The 22,535-nt window shown below is 69.8% G+C and carries 21 protein-coding genes and 2 pseudogenes; 8 read left to right on the top strand and 15 right to left on the bottom strand.

The features are described from left to right. Positions 1-58: 58 nt before the first annotated feature. Positions 59-1,393 carry an NAD(P)/FAD-dependent oxidoreductase gene (locus ACLQ3B_RS24995; RefSeq protein ID WP_425783137.1) on the top strand — a complete coding sequence of 445 codons (1,335 nt, stop codon included), beginning with the start codon at positions 59-61 and terminating at the stop codon, positions 1,391-1,393. Continuing rightward, positions 1,390-2,898 (top strand): AMP-binding protein, encoded by a 1,509-nt coding sequence (locus ACLQ3B_RS24990; RefSeq protein ID WP_425783136.1) that lies wholly within the window; start codon positions 1,390-1,392, stop codon positions 2,896-2,898. The genes ACLQ3B_RS24995 and ACLQ3B_RS24990 overlap by 4 nt, the downstream gene beginning before the upstream one ends. 34 nt (positions 2,899-2,932) lie before the next feature. Here the strand turns inward: ACLQ3B_RS24990 and ACLQ3B_RS24985 are convergent, their stop codons facing one another. From ACLQ3B_RS24985 to ACLQ3B_RS24965, 5 genes are read right to left on the bottom strand one after another with little or no spacing between them, the layout of a single operon-like run. Continuing rightward, positions 2,933-4,165 carry a cytochrome P450 family protein gene (locus ACLQ3B_RS24985; RefSeq protein WP_425783135.1) on the bottom strand — a complete coding sequence of 411 codons (1,233 nt, stop codon included), beginning with the start codon at positions 4,163-4,165 and terminating at the stop codon, positions 2,933-2,935. A gap of 44 nt (positions 4,166-4,209) precedes the next feature. Next, positions 4,210-4,479: an acyl carrier protein gene (locus tag ACLQ3B_RS24980; RefSeq protein ID WP_425783134.1), complete on the bottom strand. Its 270-nt coding sequence runs from the start codon at positions 4,477-4,479 to the stop codon at positions 4,210-4,212. Further along, the gene (locus tag ACLQ3B_RS24975) at positions 4,476-5,255 is read right to left on the bottom strand and encodes an alpha/beta fold hydrolase (RefSeq protein ID WP_425783133.1); all 780 of its coding nucleotides are present in this window, start codon (positions 5,253-5,255) and stop codon (positions 4,476-4,478) included. Before ACLQ3B_RS24975 ends, ACLQ3B_RS24980 begins: the two co-directional genes overlap by 4 nt. Before the next feature lie 15 nt (positions 5,256-5,270). Continuing rightward, positions 5,271-6,446, bottom strand: coding sequence for an acyl-CoA dehydrogenase family protein (locus ACLQ3B_RS24970; protein ID WP_425783132.1), 1,176 nt, complete (start codon positions 6,444-6,446; stop codon positions 5,271-5,273). A gap of 28 nt (positions 6,447-6,474) precedes the next feature. After that, positions 6,475-7,617 (bottom strand): acyl-CoA dehydrogenase family protein, encoded by a 1,143-nt coding sequence (locus ACLQ3B_RS24965; protein WP_425783131.1) that lies wholly within the window; start codon positions 7,615-7,617, stop codon positions 6,475-6,477. Positions 7,618-8,083: 466 nt separating this feature from the next. Between ACLQ3B_RS24965 and ACLQ3B_RS24960 the strand changes: the two genes are divergently transcribed. After that, complete coding sequence (locus ACLQ3B_RS24960) at positions 8,084-8,776, top strand: 4'-phosphopantetheinyl transferase family protein (RefSeq protein ID WP_425783130.1); 693 nt, start codon at positions 8,084-8,086, stop codon at positions 8,774-8,776. Positions 8,777-8,919: 143 nt separating this feature from the next. Here ACLQ3B_RS24960 and ACLQ3B_RS24955 read toward each other — a convergent pair whose 3' ends face one another. Together ACLQ3B_RS24955 and ACLQ3B_RS24950 are read right to left on the bottom strand one after the other, a co-directional pair. Further along, complete coding sequence (locus ACLQ3B_RS24955; RefSeq protein WP_425783129.1) at positions 8,920-9,282, bottom strand: hypothetical protein; 363 nt, start codon at positions 9,280-9,282, stop codon at positions 8,920-8,922. Between the two features lie 81 nt (positions 9,283-9,363). Then, positions 9,364-9,585 (bottom strand): annotated as a pseudogene (locus ACLQ3B_RS24950) (cupin domain-containing protein); the annotation flags it as partial. A gap of 38 nt (positions 9,586-9,623) precedes the next feature. On the opposite strand from ACLQ3B_RS24950, the gene ACLQ3B_RS24945 reads away from it, so the two are divergent. Further along, positions 9,624-10,280 (top strand): class I SAM-dependent methyltransferase, encoded by a 657-nt coding sequence (locus ACLQ3B_RS24945; protein WP_425783128.1) that lies wholly within the window; start codon positions 9,624-9,626, stop codon positions 10,278-10,280. 90 nt (positions 10,281-10,370) lie between these two features. Here the strand turns inward: ACLQ3B_RS24945 and ACLQ3B_RS24940 are convergent, their stop codons facing one another. After that, a complete protein-coding gene (locus ACLQ3B_RS24940) occupies positions 10,371-10,937 on the bottom strand; it encodes a kinase (RefSeq protein WP_425783127.1) in 567 nt (188 codons plus the stop codon). An 11-nt stretch (positions 10,938-10,948) separates the two neighbouring features. Beyond that, the gene (locus ACLQ3B_RS24935) at positions 10,949-12,931 is read right to left on the bottom strand and encodes an ABC transporter ATP-binding protein (RefSeq protein ID WP_425783126.1); all 1,983 of its coding nucleotides are present in this window, start codon (positions 12,929-12,931) and stop codon (positions 10,949-10,951) included. A gap of 396 nt (positions 12,932-13,327) precedes the next feature. Here ACLQ3B_RS24935 and ACLQ3B_RS24930 point away from each other — a divergent pair, with 396 nt between their 5' ends. Both ACLQ3B_RS24930 and ACLQ3B_RS24925 read left to right on the top strand, forming a co-directional pair. After that, positions 13,328-14,113: a helix-turn-helix domain-containing protein gene (locus tag ACLQ3B_RS24930; protein ID WP_425783125.1), complete on the top strand. Its 786-nt coding sequence runs from the start codon at positions 13,328-13,330 to the stop codon at positions 14,111-14,113. Positions 14,114-14,298: 185 nt separating this feature from the next. Continuing rightward, a complete protein-coding gene (locus ACLQ3B_RS24925) occupies positions 14,299-15,477 on the top strand; it encodes an epoxide hydrolase family protein (RefSeq protein ID WP_425783180.1) in 1,179 nt (392 codons plus the stop codon). 189 nt (positions 15,478-15,666) lie between these two features. Here the strand turns inward: ACLQ3B_RS24925 and ACLQ3B_RS24920 are convergent, their stop codons facing one another. Next, the gene (locus ACLQ3B_RS24920) at positions 15,667-16,653 is read right to left on the bottom strand and encodes a hypothetical protein (RefSeq protein WP_425783124.1); all 987 of its coding nucleotides are present in this window, start codon (positions 16,651-16,653) and stop codon (positions 15,667-15,669) included. Positions 16,654-16,723: 70 nt separating this feature from the next. Here ACLQ3B_RS24920 and ACLQ3B_RS24915 point away from each other — a divergent pair, with 70 nt between their 5' ends. Continuing rightward, positions 16,724-17,332: a TetR/AcrR family transcriptional regulator gene (locus ACLQ3B_RS24915; protein WP_425783123.1), complete on the top strand. Its 609-nt coding sequence runs from the start codon at positions 16,724-16,726 to the stop codon at positions 17,330-17,332. Between the two features lie 94 nt (positions 17,333-17,426). On the opposite strand, the pseudogene ACLQ3B_RS24910 reads toward ACLQ3B_RS24915, so the two are convergent. After that, positions 17,427-17,792: pseudogene (locus tag ACLQ3B_RS24910) on the bottom strand (alpha/beta fold hydrolase); the annotation flags it as partial. 163 nt (positions 17,793-17,955) lie between these two features. Here ACLQ3B_RS24910 and ACLQ3B_RS24905 point away from each other — a divergent pair. Next, positions 17,956-18,606 carry a TetR/AcrR family transcriptional regulator gene (locus ACLQ3B_RS24905; RefSeq protein ID WP_425783122.1) on the top strand — a complete coding sequence of 217 codons (651 nt, stop codon included), beginning with the start codon at positions 17,956-17,958 and terminating at the stop codon, positions 18,604-18,606. A gap of 199 nt (positions 18,607-18,805) precedes the next feature. Here ACLQ3B_RS24905 and ACLQ3B_RS24900 read toward each other — a convergent pair whose 3' ends face one another. The 4 genes from ACLQ3B_RS24900 to ACLQ3B_RS24885 all read right to left on the bottom strand — a co-directional run bounded on the left by ACLQ3B_RS24900 (position 18,806) and on the right by ACLQ3B_RS24885 (position 22,458). Further along, a complete protein-coding gene (locus tag ACLQ3B_RS24900) occupies positions 18,806-19,468 on the bottom strand; it encodes an HAD family hydrolase (protein WP_425783121.1) in 663 nt (220 codons plus the stop codon). 44 nt (positions 19,469-19,512) lie between these two features. After that, positions 19,513-19,641 carry a hypothetical protein gene (locus tag ACLQ3B_RS24895; protein ID WP_425783120.1) on the bottom strand — a complete coding sequence of 43 codons (129 nt, stop codon included), beginning with the start codon at positions 19,639-19,641 and terminating at the stop codon, positions 19,513-19,515. 57 nt (positions 19,642-19,698) lie between these two features. Beyond that, complete coding sequence (locus ACLQ3B_RS24890) at positions 19,699-20,910, bottom strand: iron-containing alcohol dehydrogenase (RefSeq protein WP_425783119.1); 1,212 nt, start codon at positions 20,908-20,910, stop codon at positions 19,699-19,701. A gap of 87 nt (positions 20,911-20,997) precedes the next feature. Then, a complete protein-coding gene (locus tag ACLQ3B_RS24885; protein WP_425783118.1) occupies positions 20,998-22,458 on the bottom strand; it encodes an NAD-dependent succinate-semialdehyde dehydrogenase in 1,461 nt (486 codons plus the stop codon). Positions 22,459-22,535: the final 77 nt, after the last annotated feature.

Genomic DNA, 22,535 nt, shown 5'->3' with positions numbered 1-22,535 from the left:
GCGCCGATCGGGTGTGCCAGGATGGCCAACGATTCCCGATTCCCGACTGACTGCGATCATGGGGGCGAGACTGCCGGTGGACGAGGAATGCGACGTTGTGGTAATCGGTGGCGGGCCGGCGGGCGCCGTCGCGGCGATGGTGCTGGCCGACCTCGGTCGGCGGGTGGTGGTGCTGGAGCAGCGCGACTTCCCGCGCTTCCACATCGGCGAGTCAATGTTGCCGTACTCGGTGGGCCTGTTCCACAAGCTCGGCATCGCGGCCGAGGTTGAGGCGCAGGGCTTCGTGCTCAAGCGCGGCGCGGAGTTCACAAATGAGGAGGGCGACTTCCGTCGGGTGGACTTCGCCGACCAGGGCGAAGGCCGTCACCCGGTGACCTACCAGGTGGAGCGAGCGCGCTTCGACTACTTCCTGCTCGGCCAGGCCAAGAAACGCGGTGCGGACGTCCGGCACCAGGCGCGGGTGGTCGACGTGGTCTTCGATGCCGAGGGCACTGCGACAGGCGTCAGCTACGTGCACGACGGTGCGACCCGGTTCCTGGCTGCCAGGCACGTGATCGACGCCGGCGGCCGTGCGAGCCGGATCGCGAAGCAGCTCGACCTACGCCGCATCAACGAGAAGCTGCGCAACGTGGCGATCTTCCGACACTACGAAGGGTTCGACGAGCGAAACGGCTCGGTCGAGCCCGGCGACATCCAGATCGGGGGACACGAGGACGGCTGGCTGTGGGCGATCCCGATCGCCGCCGACCGGATCAGCGTCGGTGCCGTCACCCCCCGCGGCAACGTGCGCGCCGGCGAGCTCGACAAGATCTTTGACGAGCACCTGTCCCGCCTGCCCCGCGTCGTCGAGCGCATCGCCGGCACGACGGGGGAGCCGGAGCTCAAGGTCGAAACCGACTACACGTACTACGCCGACGTGGTGGCGGGGCCGGCGTGGACGATGGTCGGCGACTCCGGCTGCTTCATCGACCCGATGTTCTCCGGCGGGGTCTACCTGGCGATGACGACCGGGATGCGCGCCGCGGAGACGGCCCACGAACTGCTCGACATCACCGACCCGGCCCGGGCGGAGGAACTGCGCGAGTCGTACACGGCCCTGTACAAGACCGGGTACGACGCATATATGCGGCTGGTCTACGTTTTCTACGAGAACCGGTTCAATCCGAGCCGGATGCTGCGCCGGGCTGGGCTGCGACTGGCCGGTGACAAATGGTTCGCGCGGCTGATCAGCGGCGACTTCTGGAGCCCTGTCAACCCGATCGCGGCGTACTTCCGGACATTGCCGCAGTGGAACACGTTCGCTCCGTTCGAATTCGCGTTGCAATGCCCGATCTACACCGACGCCGACGGCGGCCACGGCGCGGCCGACGCGGACGCGACCGTCCGGGCATGAGCGCGCCGGCGATGGACACCTTCCTGGACTCCGCGCTGGCGGCCGGAGCGCGGGAGCGCCCCGGCGCGCCCGCGCTGTGCGACGACGAGCGGACGCTGACGTACGCCGCGCTGGACGCGCTTGTCGACGTGGCAGCCGCTGCGCTGCGTGCTGCCGGGGTCGGCCCCGGGGACCGGGTCGGGGTGCTGCTGCCCAAGAGCCCGGCAGCGGTGATTTCAATCCTTGCGGTGCTGCGGGTTCGGGCGTTCGTCGCGCCGCTGGAACCGCTCGACCCGGCCGAGCGCCTGAGCCGTACGGTGCGGGCCGGGGGATTGGGCCATCTCGTGTGCGCCGATCCGTCCGGCGTGCCGGCGCGTCTGGGCCCCGTGCGGTCCCGGGAGCTGGACGTCGAGGGTCTGCACCTGCTCACCCTGGCCGACCCGCCCGTCGAGGAGTCGCTGCCCGCCGACGGCGGCTACATCCTGTTCACCTCCGGCAGCACCGGCAACCCGAAGGGCGTGCTGCTCACCCAGCGCAACGTGCTGCACTTCGCCCGCTGGGCAGCCGAGGTGCTGCGCCTTGAGCCGGCCGACCGGGTGGCGTCGCAGGCGTCGCTGACCTTCGACCTGAGCACGCTGGACCTGTTCTCGACCGCGATCGCAGGGGCGTGCCTCGACCTGGTGCCGCCGTTTCACACGCTCTTCCCCGGTGATCTGGTCGGCTGGCTGTCCGAACGGGGTGTGTCGGTGCTGTACGCGGTGCCGTCGCTGTACCGGGGCCTGCTGGAGCAGGGCGAGATCGATCGGAACTGGCCGCCGGCGCTGCGCCGCATGGTGTTCGCCGGTGAGCCGTTCCCGCTGCCACTGCTGCACCGGTACGTGCAGGCTGCGGGCGACTGCGAGCTGTACAACCTGTACGGCCCCACGGAGACCAACGTGTGCACCTGGGAACAGGTCGCTCCAGGCTGGAAGCCCGGCGACGGCCTGTCCATCGGCGTACCCATCGCCGACACCCACGTGGTCCTCCTCGACGAGGACGACGAGCCGTCCGACGCGGGGGAGATCGTCGTGGCGGGCCCGACGGTGTTCGTCGGCTACCTGGAGCAGGGGGTCCTGCGCGACGCCACCCGGATGGTGCGCTTTCCCGACGGGGTGCTGCGGCGCGGCTACCCGACCGGCGACCTCGGGCACCGTGCCGCCGACGGGCGGCTGCATCTTGACGGGCGGAAGGACAACCAGGTGAAGCGCAACGGGTACCGCATCGACCTGCTCGACGTGCAGAGCGCGTTGGAGGAGCAGGCGGGTACCCGGGCCGTGGCCGTCGTGCAGAAGTCGGCGGCACCGCACACGGGGCAGATCTGGGGTTACGTGCAGGGCGAGCCCGAGGTCGTCCAGCAGCTCACGTCGGGGCTGTCGCGGCTGCTACCGCGCCGGATGCTGCCCGACCGGGTGGTCGCGGTCGCGGACTTCCCGCTCACCGACCGCGGCAAGGTCGACCGGATGGGCCTGGCCGCCCGGCCGGACTGAGCGGCGCTCACCCGCCGGACGGCCGGACCCCTCTTCACCGCAGGATCACCGGAAGGTGCTCGAAGCTGTGCACCAGGGTGCTGTCCCGCCAGACGAGGTCGGCGTCCGGCACTGCCGGGCGTAGGTCCGGGTACCGCGACAGCAGGTGCCCGAAGGCGATCTCGCCCTCCAGCCGGGCCAGCGGCGCGCCCAGGCAGTAGTGGATGCCGTGCCCGAAGGCCAGGTGACCGCTCGGGCGACGCTTGAGATCAAGCTCCTCGGCTCGGTCGAAGGCCCCCTCGTCGCGGTTTGCCGAGCCGATCAGCACCACCACGTAGTCGCCCTCGGACATGGTCACCCCGCCAATGGTGACCTCTGCGGCCACGTAGCGCAGCGTGGACCGGCTCAACGGCGCCTCGAACCGCAGGAACTCCTCCACCGCGCGAGGGATCCCCGCCGGGTCGGCGCGCAGCGCGGCGCCCTGGTGGGGATGGTTGAGCAGGGCGCGCAGCCCATTGCAGATCAGGCTGAGCGTCGTCTCGTGACCGGCGACGAGCACCATGAACGCCATTGACACCAGTTCCACCTGGGTCAACCCGCCGTCGTCGTCGACCGCCAGCAGGCCGGAGATCAGATCCGTTCCGGGCCGCTCGCGCTTGGCATCGATGACGTCGTTGAAGTACCTGGCGATCCGCTTGGTCACCTTGCGGAACGAAGGGTCCACGTTGGACATCAGGACCGCCGTCCACTCACGCAACTGCGGCAGATCCTCGTCGGGCAGCCCCAGCAGCTCGCCGATGACGATGACCGGCAGCGGCTCCGCGTACGCGGAGATCATGTCGGCCGGCTCGCCGGGCGGGGTGGTGCGCTCGATCTCGTCGAGCAACCGCAGGCTGATCTGCTCGATGCGGGGCCGGAGCCGCTGCACCCGCCCCGCGGTGAACGTGCTGCTGGCGAGCTTGCGCAGTCGGGTGTGCTCGGGCGGGTCGAGGTTGAGCATGTGGTGCGACAGTGGCCAGGTGGTCAGCCGGTGCCCGAAGCTGCTGTCGCCCAGCTCCCGCTGCAGGTACCCGAGCTCGTGCGAACGCGAGATGTCCTTGGACAGGGCCGGGTGGGCCAACGCCTCGCGGGCCTCGGCGTAGCGCGACACCACCCACATGCGCAGCCCGTTGGAGCCTCGCATGCGGTGCACCGCGCCCGCCTCGCGAAGCTTGGCGTAGTGCGGGTACGGGTTGGACAGGAACGCCGCATCCATCACGGGCAGGTCGCTGGCGCCGAGATCGGTCATCGGTAGCTCTCTCTGTGAAGCTGGCCGCCCGGGTGGACATGCGGCTAGCTGGCTGGCTGCGTCGCGACCTGGCTGATGGCGGCGTGCAGGTGCTGCGGGGTACGGAAGTTGCGGGCCGATAGCATCGTGGCCGGCAGCACGACACCTGTGGCGTCCTCGACGCGCTCCGCGATGCGCAGAATGGTCAGCGAGTCCAGTAAGCCGCTGGCCAGCAGCGGCGTGTCCGCGTCGATGGGCGTGGGCGCCTCGCCTTCGGCCCACACTATGGCGCCCGCCACGAGGGCGCACAGGCTCTCTACGTCGATCATCTTCATGCCTCTCTGTGGGACGCGGAACGAGCGGAGAGGAAGTCGACGACCGCCTCCAACGTCTCATGGGGATGGTTGACGAACGTCTGATGGATCCCCCGGCGGATGTTCGCGCGGGTCACCGGCCCGCCGAGCGCCGACTCGATCACGTCGATCTGCTCGGGGACGAGGAAAGGGTCGCGACTGCCGTAGACCAGCAGCGTGGGGCAGGTGACCTTGCCCAGCAGGGGCATGATGCTCCAGTCCGCGACGTCGTCGCCGCTCCAGGCGTCGTACCAGGTGGAGAACGCCTCGTCCGGGTCGTCGTGGACCATGGCGACACGGGCGCGCAGGTCACCCTCGGCGAACTCCCGGCCCATCTGCGCGATTGCCTTGCGGCCGCGTTCCTGTAGGTAGACCAGCGGCCCGATCAGCGCCAGCCCGCTCACCGGCCGCCCGGACTGCGCCGCGTGGACCAGCGCGATCGCGGCGCCGTCGCTGTTGCCGACAAGCATCGGCTCGGCGACGGCGAGCTTGTCGAGGATCTCCGGGAGCACCACGCACGCCTCGTGGTCGATGTACCGCAGCGTGCGTGGCCGCGCGGCCGGGGCTGAGCCGCCGAAACCGTGGCGGCTGTAGACAACTGTGCGGCGGCCGGTCGCCGCACCGAGGGCGGCGTGGAAGCGGAACCATCCGGCGATGGAACCGACGCCGTGGTGCAGCAGCACCAGCGGCGCGAGGTCGTCGCGACCCGGGATGTCCAGGTACTCCACCGGGCCGCCGGTGACGTCGAGTAAGGGCACGGCTGTCCTTCCGGGTTACCAGGTGAAGTTGCGGACGTCGCGCATGTTGACGCCGAGCGCCGCCTTGCCCACGTACTCCAGGCACTCGGCGGGCTTGGCCGGCATCACGCGGCAGAAGGGCGCCTCGCGCAGCATCCGCTCCAGCGGGTGCGCGCGGTTCAGCGCCACCGTGCCACCCAGCCGCACGCAGGCGTCGGCCAGCTCGGCCAGTAGCTCACCGGTGCGGTACTTCGCGGCGTGTACCGTCTCGGCCGCCTCCGGCGTGCCGCGCCGGGTGTCGATCATCACGCCCGCGGCCCGGACCAGCGCCCGGGTCGCCCGCAGCTCCACCACCAGCCGGCCGATCTGCTGCACCACCACCGGGTCGGCCGACTTGCGGGCGTCGCGAGACACCACGGCGATCAGCTCGGCGCACATCGAGGCGGCCAGCCCGAGGTACGCGCCGGTGTAGCCCGAGATCATCCAGTGCGGCTCGCGAGCCAGCTTGATCAGTGACATGCCCTGGACGTTCATCATCAGCCGTTCCTGGCTGACGGGCACGTCCTCGAGGAACATGGTGGCGGTGCTGGTGCCGGCCAGCGCGGCGCCGTTCCAGAACTGCCCGAACCGTACGCCTGGGTCTCCGGCGGCGACCACGAAGTGGGAGATTTCGTGCTCGCTGTCGTCGTCCGCGGCGCGGGCCGCGACGATGAAGTAGTCGGCCACGCCCGCCAGCGACACGAACGACTTGGCGCCCGAGAGCACCCAGCCGTCCCCGCCGGGCCGGTACGTCGTCTGCAGCCGGCTCAGCTTCGCGCCGGCACCCGCCTCCGAGGTGGCCGAGGCGAACAGTTTCTGCTCGTTGATCACTTGATCGAAGACCCAGGCCCGGAACCGGGCCGCGCCCTCGGGCAGCGCGGTGTCGCCGGCCTCGCACAGCGAGCCGATCGCGACGTTGTGCATGTTGAAGCCGAGGGCGGTGGCGAGGTCGGTCTGCGCGATCTTCTCCAGTACCTCGGTGTACTGCGAGAACGTGCCGCCGTCGCCACCGAATGCCGTCGGCACGAGGAGGCTCAGCAGGCCCGAGGAACGCAGGTGCTTGTAGGCGACCGATCCGGAGACCACTTCCCGGTCGATATCGGCCACGTGCGGGCGGGTGGCGTCAGCCAACGCCGCCGCCCGCTCCAGCATCGAGGCGGATGCGGTATCCACAGGGATGTCCTTTCGGCTGGGGTCGATATCAGTTGACGACCGGCAGCCCGCTGTCGCGGGCGATCGCGATGCGCAGGAGGTCGTTGGGTCCGGCGTACGTCATGGCGGCGAGCGGATCGGCCAGCGCCGCAGTCAGCCCGGTGTCGGCGACGAACGCTCGTACCCCGGACAGCAGTGCGGCCTCCTGGGAGAACCGCACGTAGTCCTCAGAGACCGAAATCTTCGTCAGCGCCGCGTCGGTGGCCAACCCGGCGTACGACGTCGCCGTGTCGAAACGACTGGCCATCGCGCGGATCATGGTGCGCGAGCGGCGGTGCCGCAGGACCATCTCGGCCACCCGGGCGGCGACCTGGTGGCTGCTGCCCATGGCGCGACCGAAGTGGCGCCGGGTGCGGCACCACTCAACCGTCTGATCGAGCAGCCGGCCCATCAGGCCCAGCGCATAGCTGAGCAGCAGCGCCCGCTCCCAGGTCGTGGTGGTGCTCATGACCCACAACCCGGCGCCCTCGTCGCCAACCAGGTTCGCGGCGGGCACCGGGGTATCGGTGAAAGTGAGGGCGCCCATCGGCGCGCCGGTCAGCGCCGTCTTGGTGAACGGACCCTCCCGGGTGACCGAGGGGTCGTGCAGGTCCACCAGGAACGCCGACATGGCGAAGGGCGACCGACCCTCGTCGGTGCGCGCGAAAACCAGGCCCAGGTCCGCGACCGGCGCGGCGGTGACGAAGCTCTTCGTGCCATTGAGCAGGTAACCGCCGTCGCCGGCCGGCGTGGCGCGCACCGAACCCGAAAGCGGATCGCTCCCGCCGGAGGTCTCCGTGGAGGCGTGACAGAGCATCACCGAGCCGTCGGCCACGCCCGAGAGCAGCTCCCGCTGAGCGCCGTTGAGCAGCGCGTTCAGCGGGAACTGGATGCCGAACAGTTGGGACGTCGCGGCGTAGCAGAAGCCGGGATCACCGCCCGCCCGGCCGTACGCCTCGATCGCCGCGACTGCCCGGCTCACCCGGCCGGCACCGTCGTTGGCCTGCTCGGCGTACCGGAAGAAGCCCAGGCTGGCGAGCTCGCGCCACCGCTCGCGGAACTCCGCGGCGGTGGGTGGGCCGGGCGGCTGCTTGTCGCCGAGCGCGCCGTAGCGTTCGGCGACCTCGGTCAGCGCTGAAGCAGCGTCTTGCATCGTTTCCCCATTTCGACGTACGACTGTGCGTCACACCATTTCCGGCTGCTGGGCGCGGTACCCACCTCCGCGGCCTCCCCGGCGAGGCCATACACCCGGCCAGCCGTCAGGCACCGCCCTCGAACACCCCGTGCGGTGGCGTGGCCACGAAGGTCGTCCCGAGCGTCATGACGGTCAGGGTCATGGACAGCCGTGGTGTGATCAGGTTCGCGCTCAAGGCGATATCGATCAGTCCACCTTCAGCAGCCGGCAGACGACGAGCCCTGCGGACAAATGCAGGAAGAGAAGCCTGGACAGGTCGAGCGTCGCAGGCACAGACGATTCAGCCTCCCCATTAAGAAGACGTCCCCCGCGCGTTCCCTTTGGGCCTGCGCTGCCGGATATCCTACGACGATTCGTCGTCACGAGTGGGCCCTGTCTATATGTTGATACTCATGTGGATGGTCAGAGAATTGCAGAAGGCCGCATGATCGAGCAGGTGCTGCCGCCCGCCGTACGGACCGCCGAGGCCTTCGCCGACCCTGACCGCGCCGACGACCTGCTGTTCCCGCAGGAGGCCGCGCACATCGCGCGGCGGGCCGAACGGCGCCGCCGCGAGTTCGCCACTGTGCGGCTGTGCGCCCGCGCCGCGATGAGCCAGCTCGGCGTCCCCCCGGTGCCGCTGCTGCCGGGCGCGCGTGGCGGCCCGGTCTGGCCCGCAGGGGTGGTCGGCAGCATGACGCACTGCGACGGGTACCGTGCCGCCGCCGTGGTTCGCTCCAGCGAGTTCACCGCGGTCGGCATCGACGCCGAACCGCACGCCGGGCTGCGCGAGGGCGTCCTCGACCTGATCGCTTCGGCATCGGAACGGCGACACCTCGGCGAGCTGGCCCGCACTGCCGCACCCGTGCACTGGGACCGGCTGTTGTTCTGCGCCAAGGAGGCCGTCTACAAGACCTGGTCCCCGCTGACCGACAGGTGGCTGGAGTTCGGTGAGGTCGAAGTGTCCGTCGACCCGGTCGCGGGTACGTTCCAGGCCCGACTGCTGGTGCCCGGCGACTGCCCCGACGGTCGGGTGCTGACCGGCTTCGACGGCCGATGGCACGTCGCCGGTGGGTTCGTGCTCGCGGGTATCGCCTTCGCGGCGTCCGCACATCCGCCTGACCCGAGGGCTGAGTGAATCTTTGTCTCCTGGTGGGGGAGTCCGTGCAGGTCAAGGTGCGGCACCAGCGCAGCGGCTCCCACCGGCGCACGGGTCTGCCGCTGAACGACCGGCGTCCGCCAGGCAGGTGTGCGTTGCCGGTTCGGTATGCGGTGGTCGTCCTACTCGCAGAACTCACCGAGCCCTTCTGTGATCTTGAGGCGCATGAGCGGTTGGCCTTCGACGTCAGCGTTGACCGTCAGCAGTTGGGGCTCGGGATTCCCGCCTGAGTGGTCGAACGCCCAGCCGCCCCAGGCGTGCAGCCCTTCGTGCGCGGCGATTGCCGGTAGCGGCGACCGAATCCGGTATTGGCCGACTGGCGCTTGAGGGCGACGTTGCCGATGCTGGCTTTCGGCGTGATGGATGCCGCGGTGGTCAGCGCCGTCGCACATGGTGCCCTTGGGCAAGGTGCTTGCTCCGACACTTTCCCTGAATAGGGCGAGGACCAAATCAGCCATGAGGGTCGACAGGGTGCCGAACGCCACAAATCTCGTAGTTGTTTAGCCACAAGATTGGCATCCCGAGCGGTTTTCGGGCAATATCGCCGTCTTTGGCTGCGGGTGATGCTACTGACTCGATTCATGCTGGCTGGACGCTGTGCGGAGGTGCGCGCGTTCGCCCTGTTTGCCGACAAGGCTGAGAAACTCCACAGGCCCTGAGCTGGTAGCTCCGAACCAGTGCGGGGTGCGGGTGTTGAACTCGGCGGCCTCGCCGGGTTCGAGGATGAGGTCGTGCTCGCCGAGGACGAGGCGGAGTTTGCCGTTGAGGACGAACGCCCAGTCGTGGCCGCACGGGCCGACGCCGGTGCCAACGAGGAGGGCTCTCGATGACGCACTCGTTCGACAAGGATTACTGGGACCAGATCTGGGACGGCGACCGTGCCCCGTCCATGGCTGCCGGTCACCCCAATCCGCAGCTGATCCTCCAGGTCAGCGACCTGGCGCCCGGGACGGCCCTGGATGCGGGTTGCGGTGCCGGAGCCGAGGCGATCTGGCTCGCCGCCCAGGGCTGGCAGGTCACCGCAGCGGACATCGCTCCCGTAGCGCTCGCTCACGCAGCTGAACGCGCCGCCACCGCCGGTGTCGCTGAGCGGGTGGAGTGGGTCGAGGCGGACCTGTCCACGTGGCGGCCGGACGGACGGTACGACCTGGTGACCACCCACTATGCGCATCCCGCGATACCGCAGCTCGACTTCTACGACCGCATCGCGTCCTGGGTCGCCCCTGCGGGCACCCTGCTCATCGTCGGCCACCTCCACCACCACGATCAGGACGCTGCCACCGGGCATGGGCATGGGCACGGGCACGGTGAGACAGGGCCGCCCGCCTCGGCCGAGGTGACAGCCGCCGACATCACGGCCCGCCTCGACCCAGTCGTGTGGGAGATCGTGACCGCACAGGAGCCGCACCGGGCCTTGACCGGTCACGGCGGCCACACGATTTCGATGCACGACGTGGTCGTCACAGCACGCCGCCGCCACTAACCCGACCCCGGCGGTGGAAGTCACGGCTCAGCGGGAGCGGTGCCGCTGAACCGCCTGAGAGGCTACGTCGGGTTGCCGCCTGGGCCCGAGTCATGGGACCGCCGGGAGCAGGTCGTTGTCGCGACCGGTCAACGGCAGGCCGGCGATGGTGGCGATGCGCTCGATCGCCTGCTCCAGAGTGGTGGTCTCGGACAGGACGAGTTCGTCGGGCCAGTCGAGGACGTCACGCGGGGTGTACCAGCTGCGCAGGTTTTCCGGCGACACCTCCGCCGCCAAGGGACGTGTTTCGTGTCGTCGCAAGGTCTCGGTAAGTGACACGTCGAGGTAGACGAAGAGCGTTCGCCCGCGGTGCGCATCGCGCAGCTCGGTGAGCATGCTCCGGTACCGGGCGGTGTGCATGATCCCTTCGAGGATCACGTGGTAGCCGTGGTCGAGGCAGAAGCGAACGTTCTGCGCGATGAGTGCGGGTGCGAGGCCGCCGGGCTTGTCGCGTTCCCTGAGCAGGATCCGACGGAGGTGGTCTTGGCCGACCATGGCGCAGCCGCGGCCGTGCCGGCGCCGCAACGCCGTGGCGAGGGTGCTCTTCCCGGCGCTGGAGTTGCCGCGGATGCTGATGAGGATCGTCTCGGAGGTGCCGGTGGGGGCCGCGTGGTCCATGACGGTTCTTCCTATCGCGAGGCGGGTAGGTGCTGGTGCGGGATGGGGTGGTCCTCGCTCGGGGTGGCGTCGTAGCCGGCGGCCTGGAGGGCGAACAGTTCGGCGTACCGGCCGCCGGTGGCGATGAGGTCGTCGTGGTTGCCGGCCTCGACGAGTCGGCCGTGGTGCAGGACGAAGATCCGGTCGGCGTGGCGGACGTTCGCGAGCCGGTGGGTGATCAGGATCGTGGTGGCCCGGCCTTTGCGGTCGCGGATGGCTTGGAACAGGGCGTCCTCGGCGCGGGGGTCGAGCGCGGAGGACGGCTCGTCCATGATGAGCAGTTCGGCGTCCCGCAGGAAACCGCGGGCGGCGGTGATGCGTTGCCACTGCCCGCCGGAGAGGTCCTGGCCTCGGGCGAAGGTGCGGTCGAGCAGTGTCTCGTACCCGTGGGGTAGTTCGGTGATCATGTCGTGGGCGACCGCGCGGGCGGCTGCGGCCTCGATGAGGTCCTGCCGGGCGTCGGTGTCGACGTTGCCGATGGCGATGTTCGTGGCGGCAGTGAACGGCCATTTGTGGTATTCCTGCGTCACGACCGCGATCTGCGCCCGTAGCCCGTCGATGTCGCATTCCGACATGGGGCGGCCGTTCCATTCGATGACGCCTTCGCTGGGGCTACGGAGGGTGGCGATCATCGCGGCGAGGGTCGTCTTGCCCGAGCCGTTCTCCCCGACGAACGCGACGGTCTGCCCGGCGGTGATGGTCAGGCTGACGTTGTCGACGGCGGCTGTGTCGCGGTCTGGGTAGCGCATGCTCACCCCGCTGACGGTCAGTTCCCGCAGCCGTTCGGGGCCCGTCGTGGCCACCGGTCCGCTGCTTTCCGGGAGGTAGGCGGCGGCGCGGGTCATGAACCCGGTGTAGTCGTTGAAGTGCTGACCCTCGGTGTAGACGCGGTCGACCTGGAAGGTGACGATGGCGAGGGAGCGCTGCGCGGACTGCACGGCGATCACGCACGTCGCCGCGGCGGCGAGGGGGATCTGCCCGTCGAGCAGCAGCAGGCCGAGCAGGGCGTACACCGCTGCGGTGGCTACTCCGCCGATCATCGCCCCGGCCGAGGTGGTGGTGGTGACCCGCCGCGCCAGGACGAGCTGGATGTCGGTCTCGACCTGCATGACCCGGTCGTACTGGTCGAGCAGGAACCGGCGCAGGCCGTAGGACCGCAGCTCCGGCGCGGATGCCCGCTCGGCCATCAACCGTTGCAACAGCCACAGCCGGCGCCGCCGCACCGACCCGGCCGTGTAGGTCTGATACCGCAGGTGGCCCGCCCGCAGCGCGGCCCACCCGTTCGGCACCGTCGCCACCAACAACGCCACCAGCAACAGCGGGTGGATCACCACGACGGCGACGGCCACCGCCAGTACGCCGGCCAGCCCGGCGAGGAGATTCATCGAGGACTGCACCAGGCCGATCGCGGACTCGGTGCCTCGGGAGGCGCGTTCCATGTCGTCGGCGAACGCGTCGGCGTCGAACGCCTCCAGCCGCACCTGCGTGGACACCTCGAACAGCCCTCGTTCCACCTCCCGGCTCACCTGCGGCGTCAGCGCGTTCTGCGCGTACCCCGTGGCGATGCCCATCCCCGCACGCAGCGCGACCGCCACCGCCAGCACGGCCAGTGCGGGCAACGCCGCCCGGACCTTGTCCGCGGTCGGCCCGCCGGCGAACAACTCCACCAACACCCGCTGCGTGGCCAACAGGCCGAAGGCCGCCATCACCCCGGCGCCGACCGTCGCCACGGCGACCACACCCGTGCGGAGCCGGTCTGCGCGCCAACTGACGCCCAGGGCGGTCCGGACGAGCCGGGGGAGTTCCGCGAAGACGGTGAACACGCCTGCTTCCGCGCGGGCCCGCACCCCCGTCTCCCACCATGTGGCCCGTAGCTCCGGCAAGACCGACTCCGGCCGCACGGTGCCCGGCTGGTCCGCTGTGCTGGGATTCTTCGCGGTGACCGCCTGCCTCATGGACAAACCTCCTCAAAATAATGTAAATCGATGGCGGTGGGACGTGTCTGGATAGGGCCGGCCACCTGAAGGCGGCCTCCCGTGGGTTGGATTTTCAGCAGAGAGTCAAGAGTCGAATCGACCGTAGGACGCCAGCCGTCCGACACGCCCACCGCGCCGGGCCACGACATTGTCGGCAGATACCGCCACCGACTCCGACAAGACCGCGACATCGCCGTCCGCGCGTGACCCCTCCCGGCCGCCGACACCGCCGGTAAGCTGCCTGGCCCCGGGGCGTTCGGGTGCCCTACCGGCGTACGACAGACCTCGGTGACCGACCCGGGAATTGTCGGAGGCGGCGGATACGGTCTGCCCGCACCGTGACCGCATCTCGGCACCGCCAGGGGGTGGCACACCATGGCCGACACCGACGAGATCACGACGGCACGGCGCGCACTCGGCCGTCAACTCGCACAGCTACGCAAGGAAGCCAACCTCACCCAGCAGTGCCTCGCCCGGCTCGTGCAGTACGGCCGCAGCTCCGTCGCCAACACCGAGACCGGCCGCCAACACCCCGAGCGCGAGTTCTGGGCGCGCTGCGACACCGCCCTGCACACCGGCGGCATCCTCGTCCAGGGATACGACCGCCTCACCAAACGAGTCCGGCGGCACCAGTCGGAACCAACGACGGTCCCGCCGGCGAAGATCCTTGACCGGCCGCAGCTCGTAGGCAGCGCCGATGCCAACAAACGCGCCGAAGACGGATCAGCCCACTGGGAAGACGAGGAGAGCATCAATGCCCGCCGAGCCGCGCTGAAGTCTCGCAGCGACGAAGATGCCCGACTCAGTTACCTCGAAGACGAAGTCCGACGCGCGATCGCCGACCACGAACACCTTCCGCCAGCAGTCCTCCTGGCTCGCATGCGACAGTTGCGCATCTGCCTGGACGAGCTCATGGCCAGCCAGCAGCACCCACCACAACGCGCCCGGCTCTACACCGTCGCCGTCCATTTGTCCGGGCTGCTCGGCGCCCTCACTTTGGACCTGGGCGCGATCGGCGTCGCACACGCCTACGCCGCCGAAGCCTTCGACCTCGCCGAAGCCGCTCAGCAACCTGAGGTGCGGGCAACGCTGATCGCGCTACGCCGAAAACACCACGCCTTGTCGGTGGACGACCAGGGGCACGGCTCCCTTGCGCGATAGTGCGGCGCGCGTCGGTGGTGCAGGGCGCATGGTGGCCAGCTTTCGGCCGCGACAGGCCGCCGCCCGCCAGACGCCGCGTTGCTTGTCGACGTAGGCGGAGGTTGTCATGATCCGTCCATGACAACAACTCTTGGCACGGACGGCGGCGCCGTCGCCGTCCGTAGCTCGGCGAGGCGGTGCGGCTCATGATTTCCCCGTCGCAGGACCCGACGAGTGTCGAGCCGTTCCGGGTGCACGCCAGCCCTGAGGAGCTGGAGGACCTTCGTGCGCGCCTGCGCGCGACGCGCTGGCCAGACGCGCCGGAGGACGCCGGGTGGTCGCTGGGCACAGACATCACCTATCTGCGCGAACTCGTGGACTACTGGGCGGACGAGTTCGACTGGCCGGCGCAGGAGACCGCTCTCGCGCGCCTGCCGCGCTTTCGCACGCGGATCCGGGACGTAGGCGTCTCGTTCATTCATGCGCGTGCCGTCGCGCCAGTTGGGCCGGTGCTGCCGCTGGTCCTCTGCCACGGATGGCCGGACTCGTCGTGGCGCTACGAGAAGGTGGTGCCCCTGCTCACCGACCCCGGCGCGTTCGGCGCGGACCCGGCCGACGCCTTCGACGTGGTCGTGCCGGACATGCCGGGATTCGGGCACTCGGACCGTCCTGCCGGAGGACCCCTCGACTCGATCGCGGTCGCTGACCTGTGGGCCGAGCTGATGACCGTGCTCGGTCACGCGAGTTTCGGTGCCGTGGGAGGGGACATCGGCAGCTCAGTGAGCCGCTACCTCGCCCTGAACCATCCCGAGCGAGTCGTTGCCGTGCACCGCATGGAGGCCAGCCTCCCGGTGCTCACTGCCGTTGACCTCGCACCGGAGGAGCGGGCCTGGCTCGACGCCGCCGCCGCGTGGAAGGCCAGCGAAGGCGCGTACGCCGCGATGCACCGCACCAAACCGCAGACCGCCGCCGTGGGGCTGACCGACTCACCCGCCGGACTGGCCGCGTGGATCGTCGAGAAGCTGCGGTCGTGGAGCGACTGTCACGGCGATATCGAGCAGAGCTTCACCAAGGACGAGATCCTCACTTTGCTCACGCGCTACTGGCTAACCGCAACGATCGGCTCGTCGATGCGCATGTACGTCGCCAACGCCGCGATCCCAGCGGAACAGCACGCCCGCAGGGTCGAGGTGCCGTCCGGCTTCGCGCTCTTCCCCGGCGACACGCTCCACCCGCCGCGCGCCTGGCTCGAGCGCACGGCCAACGTCGTGCGCATCACCGAGCTCGACAGGGGTGGCCACTTCGCGCCCTTCGAGGAGCCCCAGCTGTACGCGCAGGAGCTGCGCGAATTCTTCCGGCCCTACCGTTCGGTCGGCCGGACCTGACCAGGCCCGCGTGGGCTACCACCGAAGACGCGGCTGTTGACGGTCAACTGACGACGCAGACTCTGACAGCCGACGCCACGATCCATCTGCTGAGTAGCCTCGCCGCTTGGCGACGCGGTTCCCTGGACGTGATACGCGCACTGGCTCGGCAAATGCCGGAGGCCCTCGCGTCGCCGAGACAGCGCGCCCTCAGAGGCGGAAGATCCGAACTATCAACCCGGTGTCGTGCATCGTGTGTGGCGCGAGGGCGTGGTACGCCCACGCGTGCACCCAGGCGTTGCCGGTCCGTACGGTGAGCCAGGTCTTGAATGCGCCGGGCAGCGTGTAGATGAGAAGCACGAACAGAATCGTCAGCGCGGCCTCGCGCGGCGACCCGAACCCGCCCCAGCCCTCGAACACGTGCAGTGCCGCGTACGTCAGGCCGCCGAGAACGAGGGTCGCGGTGGTGGAGCCGGTCAGGCGGGCGTAGCGGGGGACGAGGACGCCCTGCACGAAGATGACGGTGGGTAGCACCGTGCCAGCCAAGTACAGCAGGAATGTCAGTGGCACTCCGATGGCGAGCTGACCCGGGGCCAGGCCGGCGAACGCGTGGCCGAGCACCACCCATTGCGCGAGCGATTCGAGGACCAGCACGGCGACGATGAGGATGGTGTCGCCGCGCCGATCCGTCGAGCGCAGGCACATCTGGTGGGCGGTGTAACGCCGTCGGAACCACAGGAGTGGCACCAGGGCGTAGACCACAACGTTGTACGTGGCCCAGCCGAGCGCCTCGGCGGGCCCGACCGGATCGGTGGCACCGACGAGCGTGCCGGCCAGGTGGAAGCCGATCGGGTGCCAGCCGAGCGCTCGGCCGATGAGCAGGCCACCGAGTTGGGCGAGGACGCCGTACGCCAGGACGAGTCCTGTTTCACGGCGAGCGGTCGGGAGCGTCGGTGCGCGCTCGGCGATCATGGGTGCGGGTCGACCACGGGTGAGCGCGTACGCGATGGCGGCGAGCAGCACCAACTCGACGAGGGTGGCCTGAGCGGCGATCACCTGGCCGGGCCCGGAGGGTGGGTCGTGCTGCGCCGGCCAGTCGAAGGGGGCGTCGCCGGGCGCGAGGAGCAGTACCGCGCCGTTGAGTGCGATCCAGCCGACCACCGCTGCCGTGAGCCAGGCGTTTTCTCGACGTGACACAGACGCTCCCGTTTATCTAGCACGCGTGTGTTAGCAACGTGAGAATAGCACGACTGTGTTATAAAGGGGGATGCCGAAGCTGGTGGATGCGCACTCCCGACGGACCGAGCTCGCCGAGGCAGTCTGGCGGATCGTGATGCGGGACGGGCTGGAGCAGGCATCGGTGCGGAACGTGGCACGCGAGGCCGGTCTGTCCATGGGTTCGTTGCGCCATTTCTTCACCACCCAGTCCGAACTCCTCGGATTCGCCCTACGGTTGGTCGGAGAACGGATCGAGGAGCGGATCCGAGCCGTGGACACCACAGGCGACCAGCGCGCGGTGGTCAAGTCGATGATCGACGAGATGCTGCCGCTGGACCAGCCGCGGCGCGGCGAGTGCGAAGTGTGGCTCGCGTTCACGGCACGCGCCCTCGTGGAACCGACAATGGCCGGCCTGCGCAAGGAAATCGACAGACGTCTGACCGACGCCTTCGCCATCATGATCCGGCGACTGGCCGACGCCGGCGCGCTCCGGCCCGGGCTCGATCAGAAGGTCGAGGCAGAGCGTCTCTACGCCCTCGTCGACGGCGTGATCCTGCACGCCCTCCTGCGCCCCGGCCGGACCTCCAACGCAACCGCCAAGGCCACCGTCGGCGCGCACCTCGACCAGATCGCGCCGACCGCCCCGGACGGACGCTGATCAGCCGTACGGCGACAGCGGATCACGACGCGGCGTGCCGTACGTGTGGGGCGTGCCGGACATGGATCACGTGGACCTGATGGGTTCTGCGGCCTCAGCTGACCCGAGTCCGGATCTCGCGCACCACGGTGGGCCACATTTCCCGGGGTAAATCGTGACCGGTGCCGGGCAGTTCGACGTAGCGGGCGTTTGGCACCGACGCGGCGATGCGACGGCCGGCGGCGGGGCGGATCAGCGGGTCCTGCTCGCCGTGTAACACCAGGGTGGGCACGCGGAGCTCGCGCAGACGCGGGCCGTGCCAGGTGGCGCTGGTCTGCCGGGCCTGGGCACGGCTGTCGCGGACACCGCTGGGCAGCCCGGCGTCGAGTTCGCGCTCCACGCGGAGGCGGGCGTCCTGCTCGTCGAACGGGTGGCCGGGAGAGGCGACCGCCCGCAGTAGGGCCAGGCCGGCCGCCACGTCGCCGTCGCGGCCGTGCGGGCTGGCGCATGCGCGTCAGGCGCGCCAGGAATGGCAGGCGCACATAGCGTAGGACGGCGGCACCACGAATGTCGCTGGGCACGGCGGCGAAAGAGGTCACGGTGCGCACCCGCTGCGGGTGGCGTAGCGCGGTGGCATGGAGGCGATGCCGATATGGCTTCGGGAACGGCGCACGGGAGTGGGCCGGCCCGCCGAGCGGTCCCGGACGGAGGTGACCGCCGCGGCGATCGCGCTGGCCGACCGAGAGGGGCTGGCCGCGGTTTCGATGCGCCGCATCGCCGCCGAGTTGGGCACCGGGGCGGCGTCGCTCTACCGCTATGTCGACAGCCGGGACGACCTGCTCGACCTGATGACCGACGAGGTGGCTGCCGCCTATCAGCTGCCGGCGCCGGCTGGCCCCTGGCTGCCGGGCCTGCTGGAGGTGTGCCGACAGGGGCGCGAGCTGATGCGGCGGCACGGCTGGCTGCCGAAGCTGTTGCTCACACGCTCGGCGCTCGGCCCGCACGGTACCGATCTGCTGGAGCACGTGCTGGCGGTCCTCGCCGAACACCCGGCGGATGTGGGCCGCAAGCTGGAGGCGTTCGCCGTGATGAACACGCTCACCGCCGCGTTCGTCCTCAACGAACTCAACGGGAGCTCCAGCGCCCGGCAGAGGCAGGGCGCGTACCTGGCCCACGTGATCGCGGTGGGCCGGCACGCCCACCTGACGGCGGCGCTGACCGACGGTCCGCTGGTGCCTGCGCCACGCCTCGAGGACGTGGTGTCGCGGGTTCTCGTCGGCTTGCTGGAGGAGTGATCAGCCGGAGGCACACGGGATGCCCGTCATCGCGGCCAACGGCACCGACAAGGCGGACCCGGAGGCGAGGGCCGGCGGGCTCAGGCCGCGGTCAGCCGGGACTACAACCGGGTCGTTGACCGCCACAGCCGACCTGCGTGCGGCCGCCGCGCTCGCGCGGACCGGCCCGGGGGCGGGCGTCATCCCGCCAGGATCGTGGCTATTGGATGACTGCGATGAGGCCGGTTAGATCCGTGAACTCGTATTCGACGGGCGTATCGTCCGGCAGGGTATGCCCGCGGTGGTTGATCCATGCGGCCTGGATGCCGGCCGCGTGCGCCCCGTACACGTCGGCGCTTGTCGAGTCGCCCACGTGCAGCACCTCGTCCGCATCCAGATCCAGGGCGGCGAGCGCCCGGGCAAACATGGCCCGGTCCGGTTTGTAGGCGCGGACGTCCTCGCTGGTCACAACGGCGGCGAAGGTCAGGCCGTGGTGCGCCATTGCCGCGTCCAGGTCGGCGCGGTCGACGTCGGACACCACGCAGATGGGCACCGTGACCTGGGAGAGAAACTGCCGGGTGCCTGGACGCAACGGCGGCGACTGCCAGTACGTGAACTGCGCCGTGCACAGTGTGGCCGGGTCGCCGGCGCAGCCCACCTCAGCCATCACGGTGGCCAGGCTGCGCATCGCGCAGTGTCGTAGCGTCCGGAACTGCGGGCCGGCGGCGACCGCCTCGTACTGCCGCGCCCAGGCATTCAGGACGTCGCTGCCAGAGACGGATCTCGAGGCGCCGGCGGCTACCTGGTCAGCTATCGCCTGCATGATCGCGTCGTCGTCCTCGACCACCGTGCCGTAGAAGTCCAGCAGCAGTCCCTTGATCACGTTCGCAGCGTAGTCGTCGCCGCGGCCGGAGGGGTCCGGAGAGGTCAGTGGCTGCTGGTGGCGAGCCGGATCCCGAACCCGGTAATCACAGTGCCGGTGACGCGGTCCAACAGCCGGCACGCCGTGGGGCGGTGCAGCACCGTGCGCAACCGCCGGGCCAGGACGACCAGCACCGCCGACCAGCGATGACAAAGGACCACAGGGCGCTGAGGGCTGCCACGATGATCAACCTATCGTGGACGGCCGCCGGTCCACGCCGCTTCGAGGATCGCGGTCAGGCCTGCGGTGTCGGTCGGCCCTGGATGGTTCTGGATCAAGCGGGTGACGCCACTGGCCATCTCCGCGAAGCGCGGGAGGTCGGCGCGTGCCACGCCGATGTCCGCCAAGGTGGGAGGGATGCCGATGTCGGCGAGGAGCCCGTCGAGCCAGCTGAGGAACGTATCCGCGGCCTCGGCATCCGAGGCGTCGGTCACGTCGAGCCCGCACACCCCGGCGAGGATGGCCAGCCGGTCGCTGATGGCATCCTTGGCCGCGTCCAGCGCGTAGGGCAGTAGCAGCCCGACGCCCAGACCGTGCGGCGTGTGCGTGGCAGCGCCGATGGGGTACTGGAGAGCGTGCGGGGCCGCGTTTCCCGCGTGGGAGAAGGCGAGCCCGGCGAGCATGGACCCGTAGGACATGTCCGCGCGCGCGTCCGTGTCGCTCCCGTCCCTGACGGCACGGCGCAAGCTACGGGCGATCCGCTCCGCGGCCAGCAGCGCGTAGTGGTCGGTGATCGGGTTGCGGCCGAGGAACACCTGCTCCACCGGGTCGCGCGGCCCGTGGGCCCGGGGTCGCGCGGTGTAGCTCTCCACCGCGTGACAGAACGCGTCGATGCCGGAGTGGGCGGTGACGGTCGCCGGGCAGGTGTAGGTGAGTTCCGGGTCGACGATGGCGAAGTCGGGCACGATGTGGACGCTGGACACCCCCACCTTCAGTTCGCGGTCCGGGTCGGTCAAAACCGAGACGGGTGTGAGCTCGGAGCCGGTGCCCGACGTCGTCGGGACCGCGACGAGAGGCATCGTCGGCCCCGGTACCTTCGACTCGCCGTAGTAGTCGCGCGGCGTCCCACCGTGGCGGCGGATGACGCCGACGATTTTGGCGAGGTCGATCACCGTGCCACCGCCGATGGCCAGGATCACGTCGGCGTTCACCTCGGCGGCGACCGAGACGGCCAGGGCTACATCGGCGAGTGGCACGTCCGGAGTCGCGTCGGAAAACACCGCGACGACCTCGACCTTCTCCCGCACGGCGGCCACGATCTCGGCCACGCCCGGCTGCCCCAGGAGCACCTGGTCGGTCACGATGAGGACGCGTGAGCCGCTCTCGGCGACGACTCGCGGGATGTTCTGGGCGACCCCTTCGCCCACTATCAGCTGGCGTGGTCCGCGGACGGTCTCAAGCATGTCGGTGCCTCTCCGGAACGTCGGCGGCGATTTGCTGGGCGCACAGGGCGCGGTGATCCTCGGCGGGCGCCCGGAGTAGCAGGACGGTCACGGGAGGTCGATAGCCACGTAGGTGAGGTCGAGGTACTCGAGGATGCCCTCGTGCGACCCCTCCTTGCCGATCCCGGACTGCTTCACGCCTCCGAACGGAGCCGACGGGTCCGATATCAGACCGCGGTTGATGCCGAGCATCCCCGTGTCCAGCCCCTCGGTGAACCGGAGCGCCCGCCCGAGGTCCCGGGTGAAGACGTATCCGGCCAGGCCGTGCTCGGTGTCGTTGGCCTTCGCCATCACCTCGTCGTCGGACGTGAACGAGATGATCGGCGCCACCGGACCGAAGATCTCCGCCTCCAGCATCCGCGCGTCATCGGGCACGTCGACGAGGACCGTGGGCGGGTAGAAGTGGCCCGGCCCATCCGGACGCTCGCCGCCCACCAGGACCCGGGCGCCGCGATCGACCGCGTCGGCGACGAGTTCGTCGATCTTGGCAACCGACGCATCGTCGATCAACGCCCCGACGTCCACGCCGTCGTCGAGACCGTGGCCCACCGACAGCGCGCCCATCCGCTCGGCGAAGCGCGCCGCGAACTCCTCGCGCACCGGCTCCTCGACGTAGATCCGGTTGGCCGCGATGCAGGACTCCCCGATGTTGCGCATCTTGGCCACCATGGCACCGTCGATCGCGACGTCCAGGTCGGCGTCGGCGCACACGATCAGGGCCGCGTTGCCACCCAGCTCCATGGAGGTACGCAGCACGTTGTCCGCCGCCTGTCGTAGCAGCACGCGCCCGACCTCGGTCGACCCGGTGAACGACAGCTTGCGGGTCCGACTGTCGGCCAGCAGTGCGGAGACCACCTCGCCGGAACGCTTGGTGGTCACCACGTTGACGACGCCCGGGGGAACACCGACCTCCTCCATGATGCGGGCCAGCAACAGCATGGTGAGTGGCGTCTGGCCTGCTGGTTTGGTGATCGTCGTGCAGCCCGCCGCCAGCGCGGGAGCGATCTTGCGGGCGCCCATGGCCAACGGAAAGTTCCAGGGCGTCACGAAGACGCACGGTCCGACCGGCTTCGGAACGGTGAGGATGCGATATCCACCTGAGGGAGCGGTGCTGTAGCGCCCCTCGACGCGTACCGCCTCCTCGGCGAACCAACGGAAGAACTCGGCGCCGTAGGCCACCTCCCCCCGAGCCTCGGCGAGCGGCTTGCCCATCTCGAGCGTTATCAGCCGGGCGACGTCCTCGGACCGCTCGGTCAGTGCCCGGTACGTCGCGGTCAACAACTCTGACCGTTTCCGCGGCGGGGTCGCCGCCCACTCCGTCATTGCCTTGCTCGCCACGTCCAGAGCGGCGAGCCCGTCGACGACGCCGGCGTCCGCCACCTCGGCGATGGTCTTGCCGGTGGCCGGGTCCTCGACGGCAAACGTGGCTCCGCTTGCGGCGTCGCGCCAGGCGTCGCCGATCCGGAGCCGCCGGTGCTCGGGGGCCAGGACGTTCATCGGGTCACTCATTGCGTCGCCTCCTGTGATCTTCTTGGTGATGTCCGGCGTGCCTCAGCGATCGCGCCATGCGCGTAGCCGGACGGGTC

The organism is Micromonospora sp. DT53, from assembly GCF_049841535.1.
GTDB lineage: Bacteria > Actinomycetota > Actinomycetes > Mycobacteriales > Micromonosporaceae > Micromonospora.
The sequence above is the reverse complement of the archived record's forward strand: the minus strand, read 5'-3'. Positions and strand labels throughout refer to the sequence as shown.

What these genes read in the sequence shown, in the direction of transcription:
- ACLQ3B_RS24995 (WP_425783137.1), top strand. Translation starts at nt 59, where the DNA reads ATGGGGGCGAGACTGCCGGTGGACGAGGAATGCGACGTTGTGGTAATC.
- ACLQ3B_RS24990 (WP_425783136.1), top strand. Translation starts at nt 1,390, where the DNA reads ATGAGCGCGCCGGCGATGGACACCTTCCTGGACTCCGCGCTGGCGGCC.
- ACLQ3B_RS24985 (WP_425783135.1), bottom strand. Translation starts at nt 4,165, where the DNA reads ATGACCGATCTCGGCGCCAGCGACCTGCCCGTGATGGATGCGGCGTTC.
- ACLQ3B_RS24980 (WP_425783134.1), bottom strand. Translation starts at nt 4,479, where the DNA reads ATGAAGATGATCGACGTAGAGAGCCTGTGCGCCCTCGTGGCGGGCGCC.
- ACLQ3B_RS24965 (WP_425783131.1), bottom strand. Translation starts at nt 7,617, where the DNA reads ATGCAAGACGCTGCTTCAGCGCTGACCGAGGTCGCCGAACGCTACGGC.
- ACLQ3B_RS24960 (WP_425783130.1), top strand. Translation starts at nt 8,084, where the DNA reads ATGATCGAGCAGGTGCTGCCGCCCGCCGTACGGACCGCCGAGGCCTTC.
- ACLQ3B_RS24945 (WP_425783128.1), top strand. Translation starts at nt 9,624, where the DNA reads ATGACGCACTCGTTCGACAAGGATTACTGGGACCAGATCTGGGACGGC.
- ACLQ3B_RS24940 (WP_425783127.1), bottom strand. Translation starts at nt 10,937, where the DNA reads ATGGACCACGCGGCCCCCACCGGCACCTCCGAGACGATCCTCATCAGC.
- ACLQ3B_RS24935 (WP_425783126.1), bottom strand. Translation starts at nt 12,931, where the DNA reads ATGAGGCAGGCGGTCACCGCGAAGAATCCCAGCACAGCGGACCAGCCG.
- ACLQ3B_RS24930 (WP_425783125.1), top strand. Translation starts at nt 13,328, where the DNA reads ATGGCCGACACCGACGAGATCACGACGGCACGGCGCGCACTCGGCCGT.
- ACLQ3B_RS24925 (WP_425783180.1), top strand. Translation starts at nt 14,299, where the DNA reads ATGATTTCCCCGTCGCAGGACCCGACGAGTGTCGAGCCGTTCCGGGTG.
- ACLQ3B_RS24915 (WP_425783123.1), top strand. Translation starts at nt 16,724, where the DNA reads ATGCCGAAGCTGGTGGATGCGCACTCCCGACGGACCGAGCTCGCCGAG.
- ACLQ3B_RS24905 (WP_425783122.1), top strand. Translation starts at nt 17,956, where the DNA reads ATGCCGATATGGCTTCGGGAACGGCGCACGGGAGTGGGCCGGCCCGCC.
- ACLQ3B_RS24890 (WP_425783119.1), bottom strand. Translation starts at nt 20,910, where the DNA reads ATGCTTGAGACCGTCCGCGGACCACGCCAGCTGATAGTGGGCGAAGGG.
- ACLQ3B_RS24885 (WP_425783118.1), bottom strand. Translation starts at nt 22,458, where the DNA reads ATGAGTGACCCGATGAACGTCCTGGCCCCCGAGCACCGGCGGCTCCGG.